Source organism: Corynebacterium stercoris, from assembly GCF_024160105.1.
Taxonomy (GTDB): domain Bacteria; phylum Actinomycetota; class Actinomycetes; order Mycobacteriales; family Mycobacteriaceae; genus Corynebacterium; species Corynebacterium stercoris.
On sequence record NZ_JAMFTQ010000021.1, the window covers coordinates 1 to 19,050 of the forward strand.

General features: G+C 67.0%; 17 protein-coding genes. 6 read left to right on the top strand and 11 right to left on the bottom strand.

Annotated features, from left to right (window positions below):
- Positions 1-286 precede the first annotated feature (286 nt).
- The 8 genes from M5J20_RS10780 to M5J20_RS10815 form a co-directional block, all read right to left on the bottom strand.
- Complete coding sequence (locus M5J20_RS10780; protein WP_253579472.1) at positions 287-1,915, bottom strand: long-chain-fatty-acid--CoA ligase; 1,629 nt, start codon at positions 1,913-1,915, stop codon at positions 287-289.
- A 30-nt stretch (positions 1,916-1,945) separates the two neighbouring features.
- The gene (locus M5J20_RS10785; protein ID WP_253579473.1) at positions 1,946-3,127 is read right to left on the bottom strand and encodes an acyl-CoA dehydrogenase family protein; all 1,182 of its coding nucleotides are present in this window, start codon (positions 3,125-3,127) and stop codon (positions 1,946-1,948) included.
- Positions 3,128-3,276: 149 nt separating this feature from the next.
- Entirely contained in the window at positions 3,277-4,638 is a 1,362-nt protein-coding gene (locus M5J20_RS10790; protein WP_253579475.1) for an oxygenase MpaB family protein, read from the bottom strand.
- 64 nt (positions 4,639-4,702) lie between these two features.
- Positions 4,703-5,518 carry an enoyl-CoA hydratase-related protein gene (locus M5J20_RS10795; protein WP_253579479.1) on the bottom strand — a complete coding sequence of 272 codons (816 nt, stop codon included), beginning with the start codon at positions 5,516-5,518 and terminating at the stop codon, positions 4,703-4,705.
- A complete protein-coding gene (locus M5J20_RS10800; RefSeq protein ID WP_253579481.1) occupies positions 5,515-6,597 on the bottom strand; it encodes a CaiB/BaiF CoA transferase family protein in 1,083 nt (360 codons plus the stop codon). The genes M5J20_RS10795 and M5J20_RS10800 overlap by 4 nt, the downstream gene beginning before the upstream one ends.
- Entirely contained in the window at positions 6,597-7,409 is an 813-nt protein-coding gene (locus M5J20_RS10805; RefSeq protein ID WP_253579483.1) for a crotonase/enoyl-CoA hydratase family protein, read from the bottom strand. Before M5J20_RS10805 ends, M5J20_RS10800 begins: the two co-directional genes overlap by 1 nt.
- A gap of 9 nt (positions 7,410-7,418) precedes the next feature.
- Positions 7,419-8,612 (bottom strand): thiolase family protein, encoded by a 1,194-nt coding sequence (locus M5J20_RS10810; protein ID WP_253579485.1) that lies wholly within the window; start codon positions 8,610-8,612, stop codon positions 7,419-7,421.
- 89 nt (positions 8,613-8,701) lie between these two features.
- Complete coding sequence (locus M5J20_RS10815) at positions 8,702-10,333, bottom strand: bifunctional ADP-dependent NAD(P)H-hydrate dehydratase/NAD(P)H-hydrate epimerase (protein ID WP_253579487.1); 1,632 nt, start codon at positions 10,331-10,333, stop codon at positions 8,702-8,704.
- Between the two features lie 36 nt (positions 10,334-10,369).
- Between M5J20_RS10815 and M5J20_RS10820 the strand changes: the two genes are divergently transcribed.
- From M5J20_RS10820 to trhO, 4 genes are all read left to right on the top strand, one after another.
- Positions 10,370-11,863 (top strand): DUF1846 domain-containing protein, encoded by a 1,494-nt coding sequence (locus M5J20_RS10820; protein WP_253579489.1) that lies wholly within the window; start codon positions 10,370-10,372, stop codon positions 11,861-11,863.
- 248 nt (positions 11,864-12,111) lie between these two features.
- A complete protein-coding gene (locus tag M5J20_RS10825) occupies positions 12,112-12,462 on the top strand; it encodes an excisionase family DNA-binding protein (RefSeq protein WP_253579491.1) in 351 nt (116 codons plus the stop codon).
- The gene (locus M5J20_RS10830) at positions 12,462-13,181 is read left to right on the top strand and encodes a PIG-L deacetylase family protein (protein ID WP_253579492.1); all 720 of its coding nucleotides are present in this window, start codon (positions 12,462-12,464) and stop codon (positions 13,179-13,181) included. Before M5J20_RS10825 ends, M5J20_RS10830 begins: the two co-directional genes overlap by 1 nt.
- Before the next feature lie 10 nt (positions 13,182-13,191).
- A complete protein-coding gene (trhO, locus tag M5J20_RS10835; RefSeq protein ID WP_253579494.1) occupies positions 13,192-14,085 on the top strand; it encodes an oxygen-dependent tRNA uridine(34) hydroxylase TrhO in 894 nt (297 codons plus the stop codon).
- Positions 14,086-14,112: 27 nt separating this feature from the next.
- Here trhO and M5J20_RS10840 read toward each other — a convergent pair whose 3' ends face one another.
- The 3 genes from M5J20_RS10840 to M5J20_RS10850 form a co-directional block, all read right to left on the bottom strand.
- Positions 14,113-14,595, bottom strand: a complete 483-nt coding sequence (locus tag M5J20_RS10840) for a hypothetical protein (RefSeq protein ID WP_253579496.1) — start codon at positions 14,593-14,595, stop codon at positions 14,113-14,115.
- Between the two features lie 21 nt (positions 14,596-14,616).
- A complete protein-coding gene (locus M5J20_RS10845) occupies positions 14,617-15,588 on the bottom strand; it encodes a universal stress protein (protein WP_253579498.1) in 972 nt (323 codons plus the stop codon).
- A gap of 88 nt (positions 15,589-15,676) precedes the next feature.
- On the bottom strand, positions 15,677-16,156 hold the full coding sequence (locus M5J20_RS10850; RefSeq protein ID WP_253579500.1) for a MarR family winged helix-turn-helix transcriptional regulator: 480 nt from the start codon (positions 16,154-16,156) through the stop codon (positions 15,677-15,679).
- 93 nt (positions 16,157-16,249) lie between these two features.
- Here M5J20_RS10850 and M5J20_RS10855 point away from each other — a divergent pair, with 93 nt between their 5' ends.
- Complete coding sequence (locus tag M5J20_RS10855) at positions 16,250-16,612, top strand: DUF5318 family protein (RefSeq protein ID WP_253579502.1); 363 nt, start codon at positions 16,250-16,252, stop codon at positions 16,610-16,612.
- Between the two features lie 76 nt (positions 16,613-16,688).
- Entirely contained in the window at positions 16,689-18,917 is a 2,229-nt protein-coding gene (locus M5J20_RS10860) for a transglycosylase domain-containing protein (RefSeq protein WP_253579504.1), read from the top strand.
- The last annotated feature ends 133 nt before the right edge of the window (positions 18,918-19,050 follow it).

Genomic DNA, 19,050 nt, shown 5'->3' on the forward strand with positions numbered 1-19,050 from the left:
ACACGTGGCCTGGGTGCAAAACGAGCTCAATGAAACACCCCGCCAAATCCTCAACGGCGCAACCCCACGTGAGATACTCCACGAAGTATTCAAACGTGGCGCAAACACCGCATGACACCGCCCTCTGACCTGTAATTTTGCTGCAGGCACCTCGCGCCACTATTGGGGTATGGGATGAGCGCGGCCCCCGAGGCCCCCGCGGCGCCCGGTGCGAAGAACAGGCCACGCGCACAGGCGCCCGGCCGCACAGGCGCCCGGCCACACGCCCACGCGCAGCCGCGAGCGCTTACGTCGTCGGCGGGTTCATCGTCTCGCCGATTGCGTGCGGGGTGCCGCCCACGCGCTCGCGCAGCTCAGTCTTGAGGATCTTGCCCGCGGTGTTGCGCGGCATCGCGTCCACGCCGTACACCTCGGTCGGGATCTTGAACTTGGCCAGGTCGTTGCGGGCGAACTCGGTGATGTCCGCGACCGTCGGCACGTCGAAGCCGTCGTTGGGCACCACGAAGAGCACCGGGGTCTCGCCCCACTTCTCGTGCGGCTTGCCCACTACGGCCAGCTCGGAGATTGCCGGATGCATGGACAGCACATTCTCCACCTCGGCGGAGTAGATGTTCTCGCCGCCGGAGATGATCATGTCCTTCTTGCGGTCGCTGACGTAGTAGAAGCCTTCTTCGTCCACGTAGACGAGGTCGCCGGAGTGGAACCAGCCGCCCTGCATCGCCTGGGAGGTGCGCTCCGGGTCATTCCAGTAGCCGACCATCATGCCGGAGCCGCGGTAGACAATCTCGCCGACCTGGCCCTGCGGGACGTCATTCATCTCCTCATCAACCACACGCGCCGTCACCTGCGGGACCGGGCGGCCGATGGAGCCGACCTTTTCGCGGGCGTAGCGCGCCTCAAGCACGCAGGTCACCGGGGACATCTCGGTCTGGCCGAAGAACGCCACTGCGGAGGCGGTGGGGAAGACCTCGTTCATGTCCGTGAGTAGGCGGACTGTCGCCGGCGCGGCACCCCAGCCGAGGATGCGCAGCTTGGACAGGTCGTAGTCCTTCTCGCGGGCCTGCTTCACCAGCATCTGCCACTGGGTGGGCACCATGAAGGTGATGGAGACCCCGTTCGTCTCCATCGAGGTGAGAATCTCGTCCGGGTCGAAGGATGTGGACTTCTGGATTACCAGCTTGCCGCCGCACACCACCAGCGCCGACATGCCGCCGAGCGCGCCGATGTGGAACATCGGGGTGGACACCATCATCGCGTCCTCCGCGCGGATGCCCTCGTAAGCGGACATGCACACAACACCGTTGGACAGCAGGTTCTGGTGGGTGAGCACCGCGCCCTTCGGGCGGCCCGTGGTGCCGGAGGTGTAGAGGATGAACGCCGGGGTGCGCGAGGGGATCTCCGGGTGCAGGAAGTCGGGGGACTCCTCGGCCATCAGCTCGTTGTAGGAGAACACGCCCTCGGGGGTGGCGTCGGCAAGCGTGATGTGCCGCAGCTCGTGCGGTACCTTGTCGCAGGCCTCGGCGACGGTGTCGATGGTCAGCTCGTCGCTGAGGATGAAGCACGGGCGGCAGTCCGTCGCCGCGTACACCAACTCGCCGACGGTGGAGCGGAAGTTCACCGGCACCGCCAGCGCGCCGCACAGGTGCGTGGCCAGGATGAACTCCAGCATCCTGTAGCTGTTGCCGGTGCACAGCATCGCGCGGTCGCCGAAGCTCAGGCCGCGCGCGGCGAGGGCGTTCGCCATCGAGCAGATGCGGGTGTAAAAGTCGCACCAGGTGTGCGTCTCGTCGCCTTCGACGATGGCGACGCGGTCAGGGACCATCAACGCGTGCCGACGAATGGAGCTCACCCAACTGATGTCGCGCGCCGTGTACAGGTCGTTGAGGTCAGCTTGGGTGGTAGCGGGGAATGTCACGAGAATCCCTCCTTCACTTCGCGGATCCGCTTACTTGGTGCCCAGGACGTCGCGGGCGATGAGCATCTTCATGATCTCGGTGGTGCCGCCGTAGATCGTGGTCACGCGGGTGTCCGCGTAGGCGCGGGCGATCGGGTACTCCATCATGTAGCCGTAGCCGCCGAAGAGCTGGAGGCAGCGGTCCACAATGTCCTTGTGGGTCTCCGTTGCCCACCACTTCGCCTTCGCGGCATCGACGGCGGAGAGCTCGCCGCGGTTGAGCTTTTCGATGCACTGGTCGATGTAGGCCTGGGTGACCTCGAGGCGGGTGACCATGTCCGCGATCTGGAACTGGGTGTTCTGGAACTCGGCGATGGCCTGGCCGAAGGCGCGGCGCTCGTTCACGTACTCCGTGGTGAGCTTCAGCACCGCGCGCGCACCGGCGGCGCCGGTGACCGCGATGGAGAGGCGCTCCAGCGGCAGGTGGCTCATCAGCTGGCGCAGGCCGTTGTGCAGCTCGCCGAGGCGGTTCTCGTCCGGGATGCGGACGTTCTCGAATGCCAGCTCGGCGGTGTCCTGGGCGTGCATGCCAAGCTTCTCCAGGCGTCGTCCGCGGGAGAAGCCCGGGCGGTCGTCCTCAACCACGAACAGCGTGATGCCGCCGCCCTTCGGGTGGTTCTCGTCCGGGGTGCGCGCCGCCACGACGATGAGGTGGGCGTGGATGCCGTTGGTGATGAAGGTCTTGGCGCCGTTGATCACCCACTCGTCGCCGTCCTTGACCGCAGTGGTGCGGATGCCGCGCAGGTCCGAGCCGGCGCCCGGTTCCGTCATGGCGATTGCCGCGAGCCACTCGCCGCTGGCCAGCTGCGGCAGCCAGCGCTCTTTCTGCTCCTCCGTGGCCAGGTGGGAGAAGTAGGGGATGACAATGTCGGTGTGGGTGGCAATCGTCGACGCCAGGGAGGTCGCGCCCACGCGGGCGAACTCCTCGATCGCGATCGCGCGGAAGCGGAAGTCGTCCTCGATGCCGCCGCCGCCGTACTGCTCGTCGACGGCGATGCCCAGCAGGCCCTGCTCACCGGCGGCCTGGACCGCTTCGTGCGGGATGTTGCCCTCATCCTCCCACTTCACAATGTTGTCTACGACGTACTTATCCAGGTAGGCGCGCACCATGTCGCGGAACGCGTAGTGGTCCTCGTCGTAAATATCGCGCGGAGCATAGAAGTTGTATGCCATGCGTCACTGCCCTCCAAAGCGAATGCCGCGGATCTCCCGCAGCCGTGAGTATGTTGCGGATCACATTAATTTAACGCTCGCTAAGTTGCAATGGGTTTCGGCGAGGAGTTTTCGCGCCGGGCCCCGCGCGTCGGGCCCCCGCGGAGACGCTAGATGCCCTTGGGCACAACGGCGCCGACTTCGTGCACCTGATCGTGGCCCGTGTAGTCGGGTTTGACCGGCAGCTCAGCGCGCTCGATGGCGGCGAGAATGCCCTTGTGGCGGGTCATCCACGGCGGCATGCCCTCCTGGGCGCGGGCGCGGCGGCGCTCCTCGGCATCCGGCTGCGCATCGGCCTCGATGGCCTCGCGGGCCTGCTGCTCACCGCGCTCCCGGGCGGCAGCGGCGTACTCGTCGATCTTGGGGGAATCCCAGCGGGTGTCCTTGAGCGCCTCGGTGACGGCCTCGCGGCCGGTGAGCAGCGAGACCGCGCCCATGGACTTGTACGGCATCTCCGGATCCGCCAGCTCCATGGCCTGGAACAGCGTATCGGCCATGCGGGTGCGGAACTGGTTGCCGTCGCCCGCGCCGGCGAAGAGGTAGTCGACCTGGCGGCGCATGTCCTCGGCGTTCTTCGGAATGATCTCGTCCTCCACGCCCATGATGTAGAGCATGTACGCCCAGTACATCGCCAGATCGTTCCACTCCTGCTCTGAGTGCTTGCGGCCGAAGAGCTCGTCGGCGGCAAGCGGCACGAGCGCGAACCAGCCGATGCCGGTGGAGACTGCCGACGACGGCACCGGGCAACCGAAGCGGTTGTAGTGGCTCTCGCCCCACATCTTGCCCAGGCCGCGGTTCGCCTGTGCGTGGATGAGGCGCACGTTGACCGCGGACTGGAAGCCCACGCTGAAGCGGTTGAACACGTCCTGCAGGCCGATTGAGGCGAGCATCTTCGTCGTCTCCAGCGAGCGCTTCAGCGGCTGGAACTCGAACATGTTGGTCTCGGCGGTGGCGGCGGAGGTGCGGTCCTCCATGATCGTGCCGTAGAACGAGAACGCGATGGCGATCTCCTCGGCTACCGGGATCACGTTGTAGTACGCCACGCGGCCGCGCTCGGCGGACTCGAGGTCGAACCACTCCGGCAGCGTGTCCAGCTGCTCGAAGAGCGCGACCAGCTCGGGCTCCGGGTTCTCCACCTTGTCGATGCCCTCGGTCAGCGCCGTCTGGAAATCCGCGCGCGCCTTCTTGCGGTCGCGTTTGAACGTGTCCACGACGGCCATCATCAACTCGTCGTCCTGCCACCAGTGGTCGTCGATAAGCCGCGTCATGTCGGTGTCGAAGTCAGGGTCGTCCCAGGAATCCGGCACGTGGTGGTAATCGTCGAAAAGCGTGTGCCGGAGCACGCCCCACGCGGGTTCCTCGGTGGGCAGCGGCGGGGTAGGGCGGAGGTCCATGCCCTCGCGCCAGTAATAGCGGAAGTCGCGCGACGGGTTGTCGCTCATTGGTTTGACGTTCAGACGGGCAGTAGACACAGCCAACTCCTCTCCATGAAATGTGACCCCGCTCACGCAAGCGAGTTGGCTGTAGTCTAATGCTCTAGTCGAACTTTGGTGCCCGCTTTTCGACGAAAGCTTGCACGCCTTCGCGGTGCTCAGGCGTGCCGAGCAGCGCGGTTTGGACGCGCGCCTCCTCGGCGAGCGTGGCCTCGAGGCTGTCGATGCTGCCGAACGCGGCTGTGTTCACCGCAGCTTTGGTGGCGGCGAGGGCGCCGCGCGGCGAGCCGGTGAACTCCGCGGCGAGTTTCAGCGCCGCGTCGTACGCCTCGCCCGGCTCGGTGACCTGTGCGATCACGCCAGCCAGCGATGCGTCTGCGGCGGAGAGCCGTTCCTGGCGAAGCGCCATCGCCATGGTGGCCTGGCGCCCGAACGCGGCGGTGAGCGTGCGGATTACGGCGCCGTCCGGGACGAGCCCGATGCGCCCGAAGGGCAGCAGGAAGAAGGCGTTCTCGGAGGCGACGATGATGTCCGAGGCGAAGGTGAGCGACGCGCCGATGCCGGCCGCCGCGCCCTCCACGGCGGCGATCACGGGGACCTCCGCGCGGACGACCGAGAGGACCATGTGGTCCACCGCCGGCATCATCTTGTGCACGTCCCGGTCGCCGTGGCGGTCGTCGATACGCGCCTGCTCCTCCGCAGTGAGTTCGGAGGCGAGGTCCGCGCCGGAGCTGAACGCCTTGGCGTCGCCGGTGATCACGATGGCGCGCACGGCCGGATCGGCGGCGAGCTGCGTCACCGCATCCCCGATGGCGTACGCGGTGGGGATGTCGATGGCGTTGCGCTTCGCCGGGTTGGCCAGCCGGATCGTGGCCACGCGGTCCGCGACCTGGACCTCGAGGGTGCCGTGCTCACTCATGGTTGAACTCCTTCGTGGGGTAGCGGCGCAATGCGCGGCGCGGGGGCGGGTTCGATGTGGCCGTCAACCTCGACGTACGTGCCGCGGGCCGCGAGGTGCGGCTCGCCCAAGACCTCGTCCGGTGCGATGACGGGCGCGGCGCACGCGTCGACGCCGTCGAATGCGGCGACCCACTCGTCGCGGGTTTTGGTGCGGAACACTTGCGCGAAGCGCTCCCGGGTGGCTGGCCAGTGGGTTTCGTCGTTCTGGTCAACGCCGGCGAGCTCCTCGGTGAGCCCCAGGGTATCCACCAGCGCGGCGTAGAACTTCGGCTCCAGCGGCCCGACGGACATGTACTTGCCGTCCGCTGTCTCGTAGACGCGGTAGAACGGCGCGCCGCCGTCGAGCAGGTTCTTGCCGCGGCCGGAATCCCACGTGCCCGACTTGCGCATGGAGTGCAGCATGCCGGTCAGGTGCGCGGCACCGTCGACGATGGCGGCATCCACCACGCAGCCCTCGCCTGTGAGCTGGGCGCGGTACAGGCCCGAGAGCACGCCGGAGACCAGGTACATCGAGCCGCCGGCGAAGTCCCCGAGCATGTTCAGCGGCGGTACCGGGGTGCCGTCGGTGCCCGCGATGGGCTCCAGCGCGCCGGACAGGGCGATGTAGTTGATGTCGTGGCCGGCGGCCATCGCCATCGGGCCGTCCTGGCCCCAGCCCGTCATGCGGCCGTAGACCACCGCCGGGTTGAGTGCCTGTGCGTCGGCGGGGCCGAGGCCAAGCCGCTCTGCCACGCCGGGGCGGAAGCCTTCCAGCACAATGTCCGCCTCGGTGAGCATGGTGCGCACGCGGTCCAGATCCGCCGGGTCCTTGAGATTGGCAGGTGTGCCCGGCTGGTCGCGCCACAGAATGTTGTGGGAAGCCTCGCCGTTGTCCGCGCCGGGGCGCTCGAGGCGGGTCACGGTGGCACCGAGGTCGGCGAGCACGAACCCGGCGAAAGGCACCGGGCCGATGCCGCCGAGAATGAGTACCTGTACGCCCTCCAGCGGGCGCTCCGCGGAAGGTGTGACGCTGGCAACCGCACCGGCGCTCGGTGCCATTAGGATCCGCTCCACTTCGGTTCGCGCTTCTCTGCGAACGCGGTCGCGCCCTCCATCGCGTCGTTGGTCTTGACAATGGTGTCCCACAGCTCGTCGTTGAGCTGCCACGGGTCGATGCCGGACCAGTCCTTATTCCAGTCGGAGCCCGCGGAGGTGGCCTTGTGCACGCCGGCCTTCGACCACTGGACGGACAGCGGCGCGTTCTGGCTGATGATCTCTGCGAGCTCGCGAGCGGTGGCCAGCACCTGTTCGGCCGGGACGACGCGGTTGATCAGGCCCCACTCCAGCGCCTGCTCTGCGGAGATGAACTCGCCGGTGAGCACGAGCTCCAGCGCGCGGCGCAGCGGGATCTGGCGGGCGGTGCGCACGACGCCGCCGGCACCGGCGAGCAGGCCGCGCTTGACCTCGGGGAGACCGAACTTGGCGGTCTCGGCAGCCACGATGAGGTCGCAGGACACGGCGATCTCGAAACCGCCGCCGAGGGCGAAGCCGTTGATCGCAGCGATAACCGGCTTGTCGCTCCAGTGCTGGGTGATGCCGCCGAAGCCCCACTCCGGGTGCTCCGGGTGGTCGATCGGGTTGCCGGCCGCGATCTGCTTCAGGTCCGCGCCCGCGCAGAACGCCTTCTCGCCCGCGCCGGTGATGATGATCACGAACACGTTCGGGTCGTTATTCGCCTGCTCCAGCGCGTCGCCCACGGCGGTGGACAGCTCCGCGTTCACGGCGTTCATCGCGTTCGGACGGTTGAGGGTGATGGTGGCGACGTGGCCGTCAACCTCGTAGAGCGCCGCCGGCTGGGTGGTGTCAGTCATGGTGTGTCCTTAGATTCGCTCGATGATGGTGGCGTTGGCCATGCCAGCGCCCTCGCACATGGTCTGCAGGCCGTAGCGGCCGCCGGAACGCTCCAGCTCGTTGACCAGGGTGGCAAACAGGCGGGTGCCGGAGGAGCCCAGCGCGTGGCCGAGCGCGATCGCGCCGCCGACCACGTTGGTCTTCTCCAGGTCCGCGCCGAGCTCCTTCGCCCAGGCCAGCGGCACCGGCGCGAACGCCTCGTTGACCTCGAAGCGGTCGATGTCGTCGATGGTCAGGCCGGCGCGCTCGAGCGCCTGCTGGGTTGCCGGGATCGGGCCGGTGAGCATGAGCATCGGGTCGGAGCCGACCACGGAGAAGGAGACGAAGCGGGCGCGCGGCTTCAGGCCGAGCGCTTCTGCCACGGATTCCTCCATGATCAGGGCTGCGGAAGCGCCGTCGGTAAGCGGCGAAGAGTTGCCCGGGGTGATCTTCCAGTCGATGTCCGGGAAGCGCTCGCGCATCTCGTCGGTGGCGAAGGACGCCTTCAGCCCGCCGAGGCCCTCGACGGTGGTGGTCGGGCGGATGGTCTCGTCCACGGTGTGGGTGCGGGTGTTGCCCTCGGCGTCGGTGACCTCGATCGGGATGATCTCGTTGTCGAAGTAGCCCTTCTCCACAGCCTCAGCGGCGAGGCGGTGGGAGCGTGCGGAGTACTCGTCGAGCTCCTCGCGGGTCAGGCCCCACTTCTCGGAGATGAGCTCAGCGGAAACGCCCTGGTTGATCAGGCCCTCCGGGTAGCGGGCGGCGAGGCGCTCGCCGTGCACGTTCTCGCCCATGCTGGACTTGCCCAGCGGGATGCGGCTCATGGACTCCACACCCGCGGCGATGACGATGTCGTACGCGCCGGCCATGATGCCCTGCGCGGCGAAGTGGACGGCCTGCTGGGAGGAACCGCACTGGCGGTCCAGGGTGGTGGACGGCACCGACTCCGGGAAGCCGGCGGCAAGCAGGCCGTGGCGGCCGATGTTTAGGGCCTGCTCGCCGACCTGGCTCACGCAGCCGGTGATCACATCGTCAACCTTGGCCGGGTCGAGGTTGTTGCGCTCGACGATGGCCTCGAGCACGGTGGCCAGCAGGTCGACAGGGTGCATGCCGGACAGCGCGCCTCCCATCTTGCCCTTGCCTACAGCGGTGCGGACAACTTCAACTACGACGGCGTTCCTCATGAGCAGATCCTTCCTTAGACGGACAGGGTATGGACGTATGGCCCAAATGCTAAGTTAACGATCGCTAAGTTGCAATGGGTTTCGGAGATCTAGATCACAAACGGTTCTTTTCTGTGAGACTGCGCTGTCGCTTCGCGCACGAACTCGACGATCCGGCTCGCCGGCGCCGTCGCGTCCCCGTACGGCGTTCCCGCGGCCAGCTTCGCCGCGATCGCATGCACCGACACCGCGCCCGCCAGTGCGAATTCCACCGGCCAATCGCGTGCGTGCCCCAGCGCCAGGTATGCCCCCGCAATCCCCGCGAGCACGTCGCCGGAGCCCGGCGTCGCCGCCCACGAGTGCCCCGCGTCCACGCCCAGCACCCAGAAAAACTCCTCCTCCGGCGCGATCAGCGTCACCCGCCCCTTGCGCACCACGCTGCACTTCATCGCAGTCGCCAGTGCGCGCACCTCCTCGTAGCGGTTCGACGCTTCTACGCCCACGGCTTTGCGCAGCCGCTCGAACTCGCCGTCGTGCGGCGTGAGCACCGTCGCTTCCCGACGCTCTTTTACCAGCTCCCGCAGCTCAGCGTGCTCGGCGATGAGGGTGAGCCCGTCAGCGTCGATAAGCACCGGCACCTCCTGCGCGAGCACCCACCGCAACTCCTGCGCGGCGGCCGCATCCGTGCCCGCGCCGGGCCCGAACACCCACGCCTGCACGCGGCCGGCATCCTCGAGCTTCTGCGTAACGACGCATTCCGGCAGCGCCCTGACCACCTCCAACGCCTGCGGCCCGGCGTAGCGCACCATCGAGGGCGTGGCGTTGATTGCGGCCGCGGTGCAGAGGATCGCCGCGCCAGGGTAGGTGTCGCTGCCGGCCCGGATGCCGACCACACCGCCGGAATATTTGTCGTCCTCCGGCCCCGGCGCGGTGTTGGTGACAGGGGCGGGGCGCAGCGTGGTCATGTCCTCCGGCCACCCGCCGGCGAGCGGGGAGGGCACTACTGCGCGGTTGGCGGAGAGCAGCGGCGGGCCGTCTGCGGCCCATTCGGGCAAGGTGTCCACCAGCGGTTCGTTGATGGACATGTGGGGGAGTTCGAGGCTGGCCAGCAGCTGCACGCCGCACGCCGGGTTCAGCACGTGCGCGCGGCGCCACCCTCCGAACGTGACGGTCACGTCTGCCGTGACGTGCAGGCCACCGCCCAGGCCGGTGTCCGCCTCGATGCCGGAGGGCAGGTCCACCGCCAGCACCGGCACGCCGTACTCGCGGCCCTGGTTCAGCAGCTCGACCGCGCCGGCGAGCTCGGGGCGCAGGCCGGCTGAGCCGCCGATGCCCGTGATGCCGTCGATCGCCAGTGCGTAAGTCTCTATGTAGCGCCAGCGCTCCTCGGGAAGTGCCTCGAGCACGGTGCCGCCGGCGTTGGTGAAGGCGTTGAGCGCTCGCTCGTGCGCATCGCCCGCGGTGAGGCAGGCATCGACCTTGCGGCCCGCGAGCGCCAGCTCGGCCCCCGCGTAGAGCGCGTCGCCGCCGTTGCCGCCGGGCCCCGCGAGGATCAGGGTGCGGGTGGGGGAGTCGCTGGGGAAATGATCGTCGGCAAGCGTGGCCCAGCCCAGCATGAGCTCGGCGACGCGGAAGACGCTGTGCGCGGCGTTGCGCATGAGCTGGTCAGGCTCCGTTTCCGCAGCGAGCAGCACGGCTTCGGCGGCGCGGATTTGGGCAACAGTGAAGGTCGTCGCGTACATGCTCTTTAGCCTAGGCGCGGGGTTAGACTGTGGGCCATGCCGTACACCATCGGGTTTGACCGCGAAAAGTACATAGCAATGCAGTCCGAGCACATCACGGCTCGGCGCGAAGCCATCGGCGGCAAGCTGTACCTGGAGATGGGCGGCAAGCTTTTCGACGACCACCACGCATCGCGCGTCCTGCCCGGCTTCACCCCGGACAACAAGATCGCCATGTTGGACCGGATTAAAGATGAGATCGAGATCATCATCTGCTTCAACGCCGGCGATGTGGTGCGGCAGAAGATGCGCGCTGACCTCGGCATCACCTACGAAGAAGACGTGCTCCGGCTTATCGACGTTTTCCGCGAGCGCGGTTTCCTCGTCGAAAACGTGGTGTGCACCCAGCTCGAAGGCGCGAACGCCAACGTGGAGGCGTTTCTGGAGCGGCTCACGCGGCTGGGCCTGAAGGTGGCGCGGCACTACATGATTCCGGGCTACCCGAACGACACGTCCACCGTGGTGAGCGAAGAGGGCTTCGGCCGCAACGAGTACGTGGAGACCACCCGCGATCTGATCGTGATGACGGCACCCGGCCCCGGCTCCGGCAAGCTGGCCACCTGCCTGAGCCAGGTCTACAACGACAACAAGCGCGGCATCCCGGCCGGCTACGCCAAGTTTGAGACCTTCCCGATCTGGAACCTGCCGCTGTCCCACCCCGTGAACCTGGCCTACGAGGCCGCGACCGTGGACCTCGACGACGTCAACGTCATCGACCAGTACCACCTCGACGCCTACGGCGAGCAGGTGACCAGCTACAACCGCGACATCGAAGTCTTCCCGCTCCTGCGCACCCTGCTCAAGGAGGCGACCGGCAAGGAGCCGTACAAGTCCCCCACCGACATGGGCGTGAACATGGCGGGCTACTGCATTTCCGACGACGCCGCCTGCCGCCACGCCTCCGAGCAGGAGATCATCCGCCGCTACTACAAGGCGCTTGTCGACGAACGACGTTCGGACCGCGACTCCACCGAATCCGACCGCGTCCTCAACGTGATGCGCAAGGCGAACGTGACCGCCGCAGACCGCGCCGTGGTCGCACCCGCGATGGAGATCGCCGACGCCACCGGCAAGCCGGGCGCCGCGCTCGAGCTGCCGAGCGGGCAAATTGTCACCGGCAAGACCTCCGACCTCCTCGGCCCGTCCGCCGCCGTGCTGCTCAACGCGCTGAAGTCGCTCGCCGGCATCAAGGATGAGGTGCACCTGCTCTCACCTGCGTCGATTGAGCCGATCCAGTCGCTGAAGACGCGCCACCTCGGCTCCATCAACCCGCGCCTGCACACCGACGAAGTGCTCATCGCACTCTCCGTCTCCGCCTCAGTGAACCCGCAGGCCCAGGTCGCGCTCGACCACCTCAAATACCTCCGCGGCTGCGACGCCCACGTGACCACCATCCTCGGCTCCGTCGACGAAGGCATCTTCCGCTCCCTCGGCGTGCTGGTCACCTCCGAGCCCGAGTACTGGAAGAAGGCGTTGTACCACAAGCGGTAGGCGGGCCGGCTGTGTCGGCGTGTGCGCCGCGGTGCTTACTCGCGCTGACAGCTCCAGTTAGGGTGTGCTAACTGGAGCTGTCAGCGACTGGAGCTCTCAACGGCAACCTTCTGACCTGCACGTTTCAATTGGACACCTGTCAGCGACATCGTTGAGAGCTCACTCTGCAGCCGGCAATTGGAGCTGTCAAGAAGGTTCGTTTAATGCACCTGTTGCGCTCGGTGCGGTTGCGTCATATGGTGTCCGATATGGACAACAACACGCAGCTTTCTCCCGTGGAGCAGGCCCTCGCCGAGCTCAACGGCAACCTCGCCAGCGCTCGCTCCCAAGCTAGCAGCGAGGTTTCGGTGCCCAAGGACACCGCGATCTGGATCCGCAACATCTTGGAGGACATCGCGGAGGGCCGCCTCGTGCGCTCCCCGGAGCCGGAGGACGAGATGACGACGCAGCAGGTGGCGAAACTCTTGGGCGTTTCTCGGCCGTTCGTCGTGAAGCTAATCGACGAAGGCCGGCTCCAAGGCCACAAAGTGGGCACCCACCGCCGCGTGTACACGCGCGACGCTATCGAGTTCAAGCAGCGCATGGACCAGCAGCGCTAATGGCAATCGAGCGGCTCAACCTCACGGCGGAGGATTCGGTGCTGGCCGTCGTGGCGCACCCGGATGACATGGAATACGGCGCCTCGGCGGCAGTGGCCGCCTGGTCGGAGGCGGGGATCGCGGTTGATTACCTGTTGATCACCCGCGGTGAGCACGGCATCGCCGGCATGGACGCCGACGAAGCGAAGCGCGTGCGCACGGGCGAGCAGCGCCGCGCCTGCGACATCGTCGGCGCGCGCGACCTCATCTTCTTGGACCTGCCGGACCAACTGGACGGCACGCTGACCTACTCGCTTACGCTGCGCGAGGCGATTGCGGCTGTCATCCGTGAGCGCAAACCCAGCGTGATCCTCACCCAGGCGTGGGATGTTGTCGTGCCGTGGGGGCTGAACCAGGCAGACCACCGCGTTGCCGGCATCGCCGCACTCGATGCCGCGCGGGACGCGGGCAACGAGTTCGTGTTCCCGGATGCGGGCGAGCGCCACCAGGCGCGCATGCTCCTGGTCACCGGCCACGCCGAGCCGGACGTGGCCGTGGCGGTGGAGCAGCACCACGTGGACAAGGGCGCTGCATCGCTGGATGCGCACGAGGCCTATTTCAAGGCGCTCCCCGACCACCCGAGCGGCACCGAACTGGTCGGCGGCATGGCGGAGCAAGGGGCCGAGGTGCTTGACGACGGTGCCCGGCACGCGATTTTGTTCAAGGCGTACCAGCTTTAGACTTCGGGGTATGACCGGCAAGATCCTGCTCTACTACAAGTTCCAGCCCATCGCGGACCCGGAAGCGGTGCGGCTGTGGCAGCGCGACCTCTGCGAGGGCCTCGGGCTGACGGGCCGGATCCTCATCTCCGAGCACGGCATCAACGGCACCGTGGGAGGCGACATCCGCGCGTGCAAGACGTACGTGAAGAAGACGAAAGAGTACTTCCGCGGCATCGAGTTCAAATGGTCCGACGGCAGCGCCGCCGACTTTCCCAAGCTCAGCGTCAAGGTACGCGATGAGATCGTTGCGTTCGGCGCCCCGGGCGAGCTGAAGGTGGACGAGGACGGCGTGATCGGCGGCGGCACCCACCTGACCCCGGAGCAGGTGAACGAGCTGGTCGCGGAGAATCCGGACGTGGTGTTCTTCGACGGCCGTAACGCGCGCGAGGCGGAGATCGGCAAATTCAAGAACGCGGTGGTTCCGGATGTGGAAACTACGCACGACTTCATTCGCGAGCTCGAGAGCGGCAAGTACGACTGGATGAAGGACAAGCCCGTCATCGCGTACTGCACCGGTGGCATCCGCTGCGAGGTACTCACCCCGCTGATGAAGAACCGCGGGTTCGAGGAGGTCTACCAAATCGACGGCGGCATCGTCCGCTACGGCGAGAAGTTCGGCAACGCCGGCCTGTGGGAGGGCTCCCTCTACGTGTTCGACGACCGCATGCACACCGAGTTCGGCGCGCCGGATGACCCGAACTACGTGCAGCTGGGCCACTGCGTGCACTGCGACGCGCCGACGAACCAGTTCTACAACTGCGCCAACGAGCCGGAGTGCCGCCACCAGTACTTGAGCTGCGAGGATTGCCGCGAGACCAACCCGTACTGCGCCGAGTGCGCGGCGAAGGCGGCTACCCGCTGACCGCGGCTGGGCAAGCAGCGGGCCGCCCTACCCCGTCGCGTCGAACGCGAGCATGCCAACGGTGATGATCAGCCAGATCATGGTGAAGGGCACCAACGGCAGCCAGAACACGCCCATCCAGGGCATCCAGCGTTCGTAGCGGTTGAGTTTGCGCACCATGATCACTGCGCAGCCGATCAGCATCACCACCGGCGGGATCGAGGTGAGAATCGCCCACCACGTGCGCCAGGTCTCGGTGCACAACCAGGTCGCGGTGCCGGCGTCGCAAAGCGGGCCGCCCTGGATGCGCGAGACAAGGGCCAAGATCAGCCCGACGCCGAGCGTGACGGCGATGGTTGCCAGCGCGTAACCGAGGGCCTGGCGGGTGGAGGCGCGGGCGCGCTCGGCGGCGACCAACGGGTCGGGCTGGTCGGCGAGCTCGTCGAAGGTGCGCGGTTCGGGGCGGACGCGGCTGAACCTGTCCGCGCCGGACTGCAGATCATTTTCCGGGTGTTCGCGCATCTCAGCCATAACACCCCACTGTAGCCCCGGCTAGAGCGTGCCCCGCGGATAGATAATCACGGGCACCGGCGCGAAGCGGATGAACTCGCCCTCGCGGGAGCCGACAAACACCCGCTTGAACTGGTCAGACGGCTGCGAGCCGATGCACAGCAGGTCGCCCTTCTTCCACTTCACCGAGTCGATGGAGCGCTTCCAGCCCTTGCCGGAAGCGACGAAGCTGTGCACATCGAAGGTGTCGGCGGCATCCGGGTTGATCGCGGTGGCCACGCCGAATGCCTGGTCGCGCGCGCGGTCGAGCAGGCCCAGGGTGGATTCGTTCCACTCGGCGGCCTCGTCGGTGAATTCGATCGCCTGCTCACGCGGGGAGAACGCGATGATGCGCAGCGGCACGCCGAGCACGCACGCCATCGTCGCCGCGTAGGGCAGGCCGGAGAAGCGCCCTTCGGGCTTGGGCATCGCGCTTTCCGACGATTCAACCAGCGCATACGTCACACGCGTAATGCCCTTTCGGGAGAGGTTCACGCCCTTCGGTGCGAGCCCGAGCGGGACGGGGGAGGAGTGCATGAGCTCATCCGCCATGGACGACGCCCGGAACCGGCTCTTCGCCGTCTTCGCCCGCGAGCCCAGCACAATCATGTCCGCGGTGAACTCTTCCGCGGAGACGTAGAGGGAGTTGATTGCGTCGGCCCGCTCGGTGAGGTGCGCGGTGTGCTTCGCCCACTGCTGGCGCGGCACGTGGGCCTTGAGCACCTTCTTCACCTGGTTTTCAAATTCGGAGGTGCGCTCCTTGAACCACTTGCGGTACTTCTTTTCGCTCAGCGGCTTGGACCATGAATTCTCGACGGCGGAGACGACTTGCACCTTCACCGGCAGGGAGCGCCCGAGCCAGGCCGCGAACTCCACCGCCTCGGTGTTTGTCTTGTCCCAGCCGACAACAACCCGCAGCGCCCGGCCGTTGTCCGGCAGCTCTGCGAGATCCGTGGTAAAGGAGCGATGACCCATCGTCGGTTAGCTTACGCAGTGGTTGCCAGCGAAAACTAATTTCGGCCCGAGCAAACTGCCAGCCGCGCAGAAGCGGGCGCGCCGCGGATTAGCGGTCGGCCCACTCCGCGTTGAGGTTGTCGGCGTAGGCCGTGGCCAGAGCGTTAATCGCGTCGGATGCGCCGGCGAGGGTGCGCAAGCTGTCGTCGTCAAGCGTGGCCAGCATCTCAGCGACAAATTTGTTGCGCTCCTGGCCCACGCGCTCAAGCTCCTCGATGCCCGCATCGGTCAGCTCCACCACAACGCCGCGGCGGTCCTCCTCGGAGCGGACGCGGCGCACGAGGCCGCGGTCCTCGAGCTGGTTGATCGTGTTGGAGGCGGTAGGCATGCGCACGCCCTCCGCGTCCGCGAGCTGGCGCACGCGCTTCGGGCCGTGCTCCTGGATGCGGTGCATGATGGACAGCTGCGGGCCGGAGAGGCTGGAATGGTCGGCGGTGCGGAAATAGCTCACGTACAGCCGCGTGATGGCGGGACGGACCTTCTCCGCGATTGCCATGGGGTCCGGCCGGCCCTCACCGTGGGATGCCATTGCGATTCTTCTCCCTGTATAACTGTGGCGCAGCGAAACGCCGCGATCTGCGGTACAAGATTAGCAAAGTCAAATATTTTCACGTCTTTAATCATGGTCAGCTTCATCCACGAGATTTCCCACGAGTGGCAGCGCCGTACTACCTTGCGCGAGTTCCGCCAAGGGCGGGTGCTTATCGACGAGATTTGTGATGCCGATTTCCTTCTCCGAGCTGCGGCGGAGCACCACGGTCAAGCGTCGGCACGCGAATGCCCCATCTGCGGGAAGGAGATGCGCGAGGTGACGTGGGTGTACTCGGAGCGCCTGGGGCGGCGCAGCGGTACCGCGCGGAATGAAGACGAAATTGCGCGCCTGGTGGCCGAGGTGGGGCCGATCACCGTGCATCTGGTCGAGGTGTGCGCGCACTGCAAGTGGAATTACCTGCTGAAAGAATTCACGGCTGTGCGGCAAGCGTGAATTTCGTGTGAAGTCGCGCTGGCCAGGTAGGGTGTCTGCTAGTAAACGTCGGGTAGCAATCGTGCAGGAAAAGCGTGTGACAGACAAAACAGAGACCGCCGCGAGCACCGGTGGTGGCAGCACCGCCGTGGCCAAAAAGAAGAAGTCCCGCCTGTGGCAGTGGGTTCTAGCCATCCTGCTGTTCTTTGTGCTGCTTGCCGCCATCCCGGCGAGCTGGTTCATCTACAGCTACTCCCAGGCGCACGTGCCGCAGCCGAACGAGATCGAGACGGCGCAGATCTCCAACATTTACTTCAACGACGGTGAGGAAGAGCTCGCCCGCATCGTCCCGCCCGAGGGCAACCGCGAGCAGATCGCGCTTGCCGACGTTCCGGTGGACGTCCAGAACGCCGTACTCGCCGCCGAGGACCGCGACTTCTGGGAGAACTCCGGCTTCTCCTTCACCGGCTTCGCCCGCGCCGCGCTCGGCCAAATTACCGGCAACACCTCCGCCGGCGGCGGCTCCACGATCACCCAGCAGTACGTGAAGAACGCCCTGGTGGGCAACGAGCACTCCTACGAGCGCAAGGCGCGCGAGCTGGTCTACTCGGTGAAGATGACCAACGAGTGGAGCAAGGAAGACATTCTCAACGCCTACCTGAACACGGTGTACTTCGGCCGCAACGCCTACGGTGTCGAGGCCGCCGCGCACGCGTTCTTCGGCAAGCCCGCCAACGAGCTGACGCTGGAGGAAGGCGGCGTGCTCGCCGCATCCATCCAGCTGCCCAGCCAGCTCGACCCGTGGACCAACCCCGAGGGAGCCCAGCAGCGCTGGAACTACGTCATGGACGGCCTCGTGGACATGGGCGAGCTCACGCCCGAAGAGCGTGCCGGCCTGCAGTACCCGGAGACGCGCGACCCGTCCACGTACTCCGCCTACACGGAGGCGAGCGGCCCGAACGGCCTGATTAAGAACCAGGTCATCGCGGAGCTGCAGGCGCTGGGCATTACTGAGGACGATCTGACGAAGCGCGGCCTGCAGATCACCACCACGATTGATTCCCGCGCCCAGGCTGAGGTGGAGCGCATCTCCGCCGACCACCTCTCGCGCCTGCAGGATGACGCCCGCACCGGTGTCGTGGCCATCGACCCGGCCACCGGCGCCGTGCGCGCCTACTACGGCGGCGACGACCCGAGCGGCTGGGACTACGCCAACGCCGGCCTGCAGACCGGCTCCACGTTCAAGATCTTCGCCCTGGCTGCGGCGTTGCAGCAGGGCATCCCGCTGACCGCCCAGTTCGATTCCTCCCCGGTGACGCTGCCGGGCGACATTGAGGTGACCAACTGGGACGGCGGAGGCGGCGGCATGCTTACCATGGCTGACGCCGTGCGCACCTCCTCCAACACCGCGTTCATGCGTATTCAGGACGACTTGGACAACACCACCCAGGACACCGCCGACATGGCGCACGCCCTCGGCGTGGCCCGCTCCATCCCGGGCATTCCGGTGACCCTGCGCGAGAACGGCGGCCAGCCCTACGAGGGCATCGTGCTGGGCCAGTACCAGTCCCGCGTGCTGGACATGGCCACCGCGATGGCCACCCTGGCGGACCGCGGCGTCTACCACCCGCCGCACTTCGTGCAGAGCGTCACCGACGGTTTCGGCGAGGTGCTCTACGAAGCCGACGAGTCCTACGCCGAGCGCCGCGTTGCAGAGCAGGTGGCGGACAACGTCATCGAGGCGATGCAGGCCGTGGTGGGCTACTCCAACGCCACCCTCGCCGGCGGCCGCCCTGCTGCCGCGAAGACCGGTACGGCCCAGCTCGGCGACACCGGCCAGAACAAGGACGCCTGGATGGTCGGCGCGACCCCGCAGCTGGCTGTGGCCGTGTGGGTGGGCACCGCGGACAACACGTCCCCGATCTTCAACGAGTGGGGCGGCAACATGTTCGGCTCGAGCACCCCGGCCCGCATCTGGAAGGACGTGCTGGACACTGTCCTGGAGAATGAGGAAGCCGTGGAGTTCCCGACGGCCTCCCCGGTGTACTGGGGTGTGGAGCCGTACTCCGGCGGCACCAACCTGGGCGGTTCCACCTACCCGACGGCTGTGCCGACCTACTCGGCGGGCACCTCGGCCGCCCCGGCACCGAGCGCGGCCGCCGAGCCCGAGCCTGCGCCGGAACCCGCACCGGCACCCGCTCCCGCCCCCGCGCCAGCTCCGGCGCCCGCACCCGCGCCGGCCCCGCCGCCGCTGCCGGCGCCCCCGCCGGTCCAGGACGTGATTGGCGGGGTGCTCGACGGGCTGAACCAGGTGCTGCAGCAGTAGCTGCCCAAGCGACGACAACAGAGGGATAACGCAAGGTGTCTGAGAAGACCGTGGTGAAGACGCAGCCGAAGCGTGCGAAGCACGCCAAGCCCAGCGGCACCCAGTGGGCTGACCCGACGGACCGCGTGCAGCC

Excerpts from the sequence above, each read along its gene's own strand:
- M5J20_RS10805 (WP_253579483.1), bottom strand. The coding sequence starts at position 7,409 with ATGACTGACACCACCCAGCCGGCGGCGCTCTACGAGGTTGACGGCCAC.
- M5J20_RS10785 (WP_253579473.1), bottom strand. The coding sequence starts at position 3,127 with ATGGCATACAACTTCTATGCTCCGCGCGATATTTACGACGAGGACCAC.
- M5J20_RS10840 (WP_253579496.1), bottom strand. The coding sequence starts at position 14,595 with ATGGCTGAGATGCGCGAACACCCGGAAAATGATCTGCAGTCCGGCGCG.
- M5J20_RS10845 (WP_253579498.1), bottom strand. The coding sequence starts at position 15,588 with ATGGGTCATCGCTCCTTTACCACGGATCTCGCAGAGCTGCCGGACAAC.
- M5J20_RS10810 (WP_253579485.1), bottom strand. The coding sequence starts at position 8,612 with ATGAGGAACGCCGTCGTAGTTGAAGTTGTCCGCACCGCTGTAGGCAAG.
- M5J20_RS10825 (WP_253579491.1), top strand. The coding sequence starts at position 12,112 with ATGGACAACAACACGCAGCTTTCTCCCGTGGAGCAGGCCCTCGCCGAG.
- trhO (WP_253579494.1), top strand. The coding sequence starts at position 13,192 with ATGACCGGCAAGATCCTGCTCTACTACAAGTTCCAGCCCATCGCGGAC.
- M5J20_RS10815 (WP_253579487.1), bottom strand. The coding sequence starts at position 10,333 with ATGTACGCGACGACCTTCACTGTTGCCCAAATCCGCGCCGCCGAAGCC.
- M5J20_RS10850 (WP_253579500.1), bottom strand. The coding sequence starts at position 16,156 with ATGGCATCCCACGGTGAGGGCCGGCCGGACCCCATGGCAATCGCGGAG.
- M5J20_RS10800 (WP_253579481.1), bottom strand. The coding sequence starts at position 6,597 with ATGGCACCGAGCGCCGGTGCGGTTGCCAGCGTCACACCTTCCGCGGAG.
- M5J20_RS10795 (WP_253579479.1), bottom strand. The coding sequence starts at position 5,518 with ATGAGTGAGCACGGCACCCTCGAGGTCCAGGTCGCGGACCGCGTGGCC.
- M5J20_RS10855 (WP_253579502.1), top strand. The coding sequence starts at position 16,250 with ATGGTCAGCTTCATCCACGAGATTTCCCACGAGTGGCAGCGCCGTACT.
- M5J20_RS10820 (WP_253579489.1), top strand. The coding sequence starts at position 10,370 with ATGCCGTACACCATCGGGTTTGACCGCGAAAAGTACATAGCAATGCAG.
- M5J20_RS10830 (WP_253579492.1), top strand. The coding sequence starts at position 12,462 with ATGGCAATCGAGCGGCTCAACCTCACGGCGGAGGATTCGGTGCTGGCC.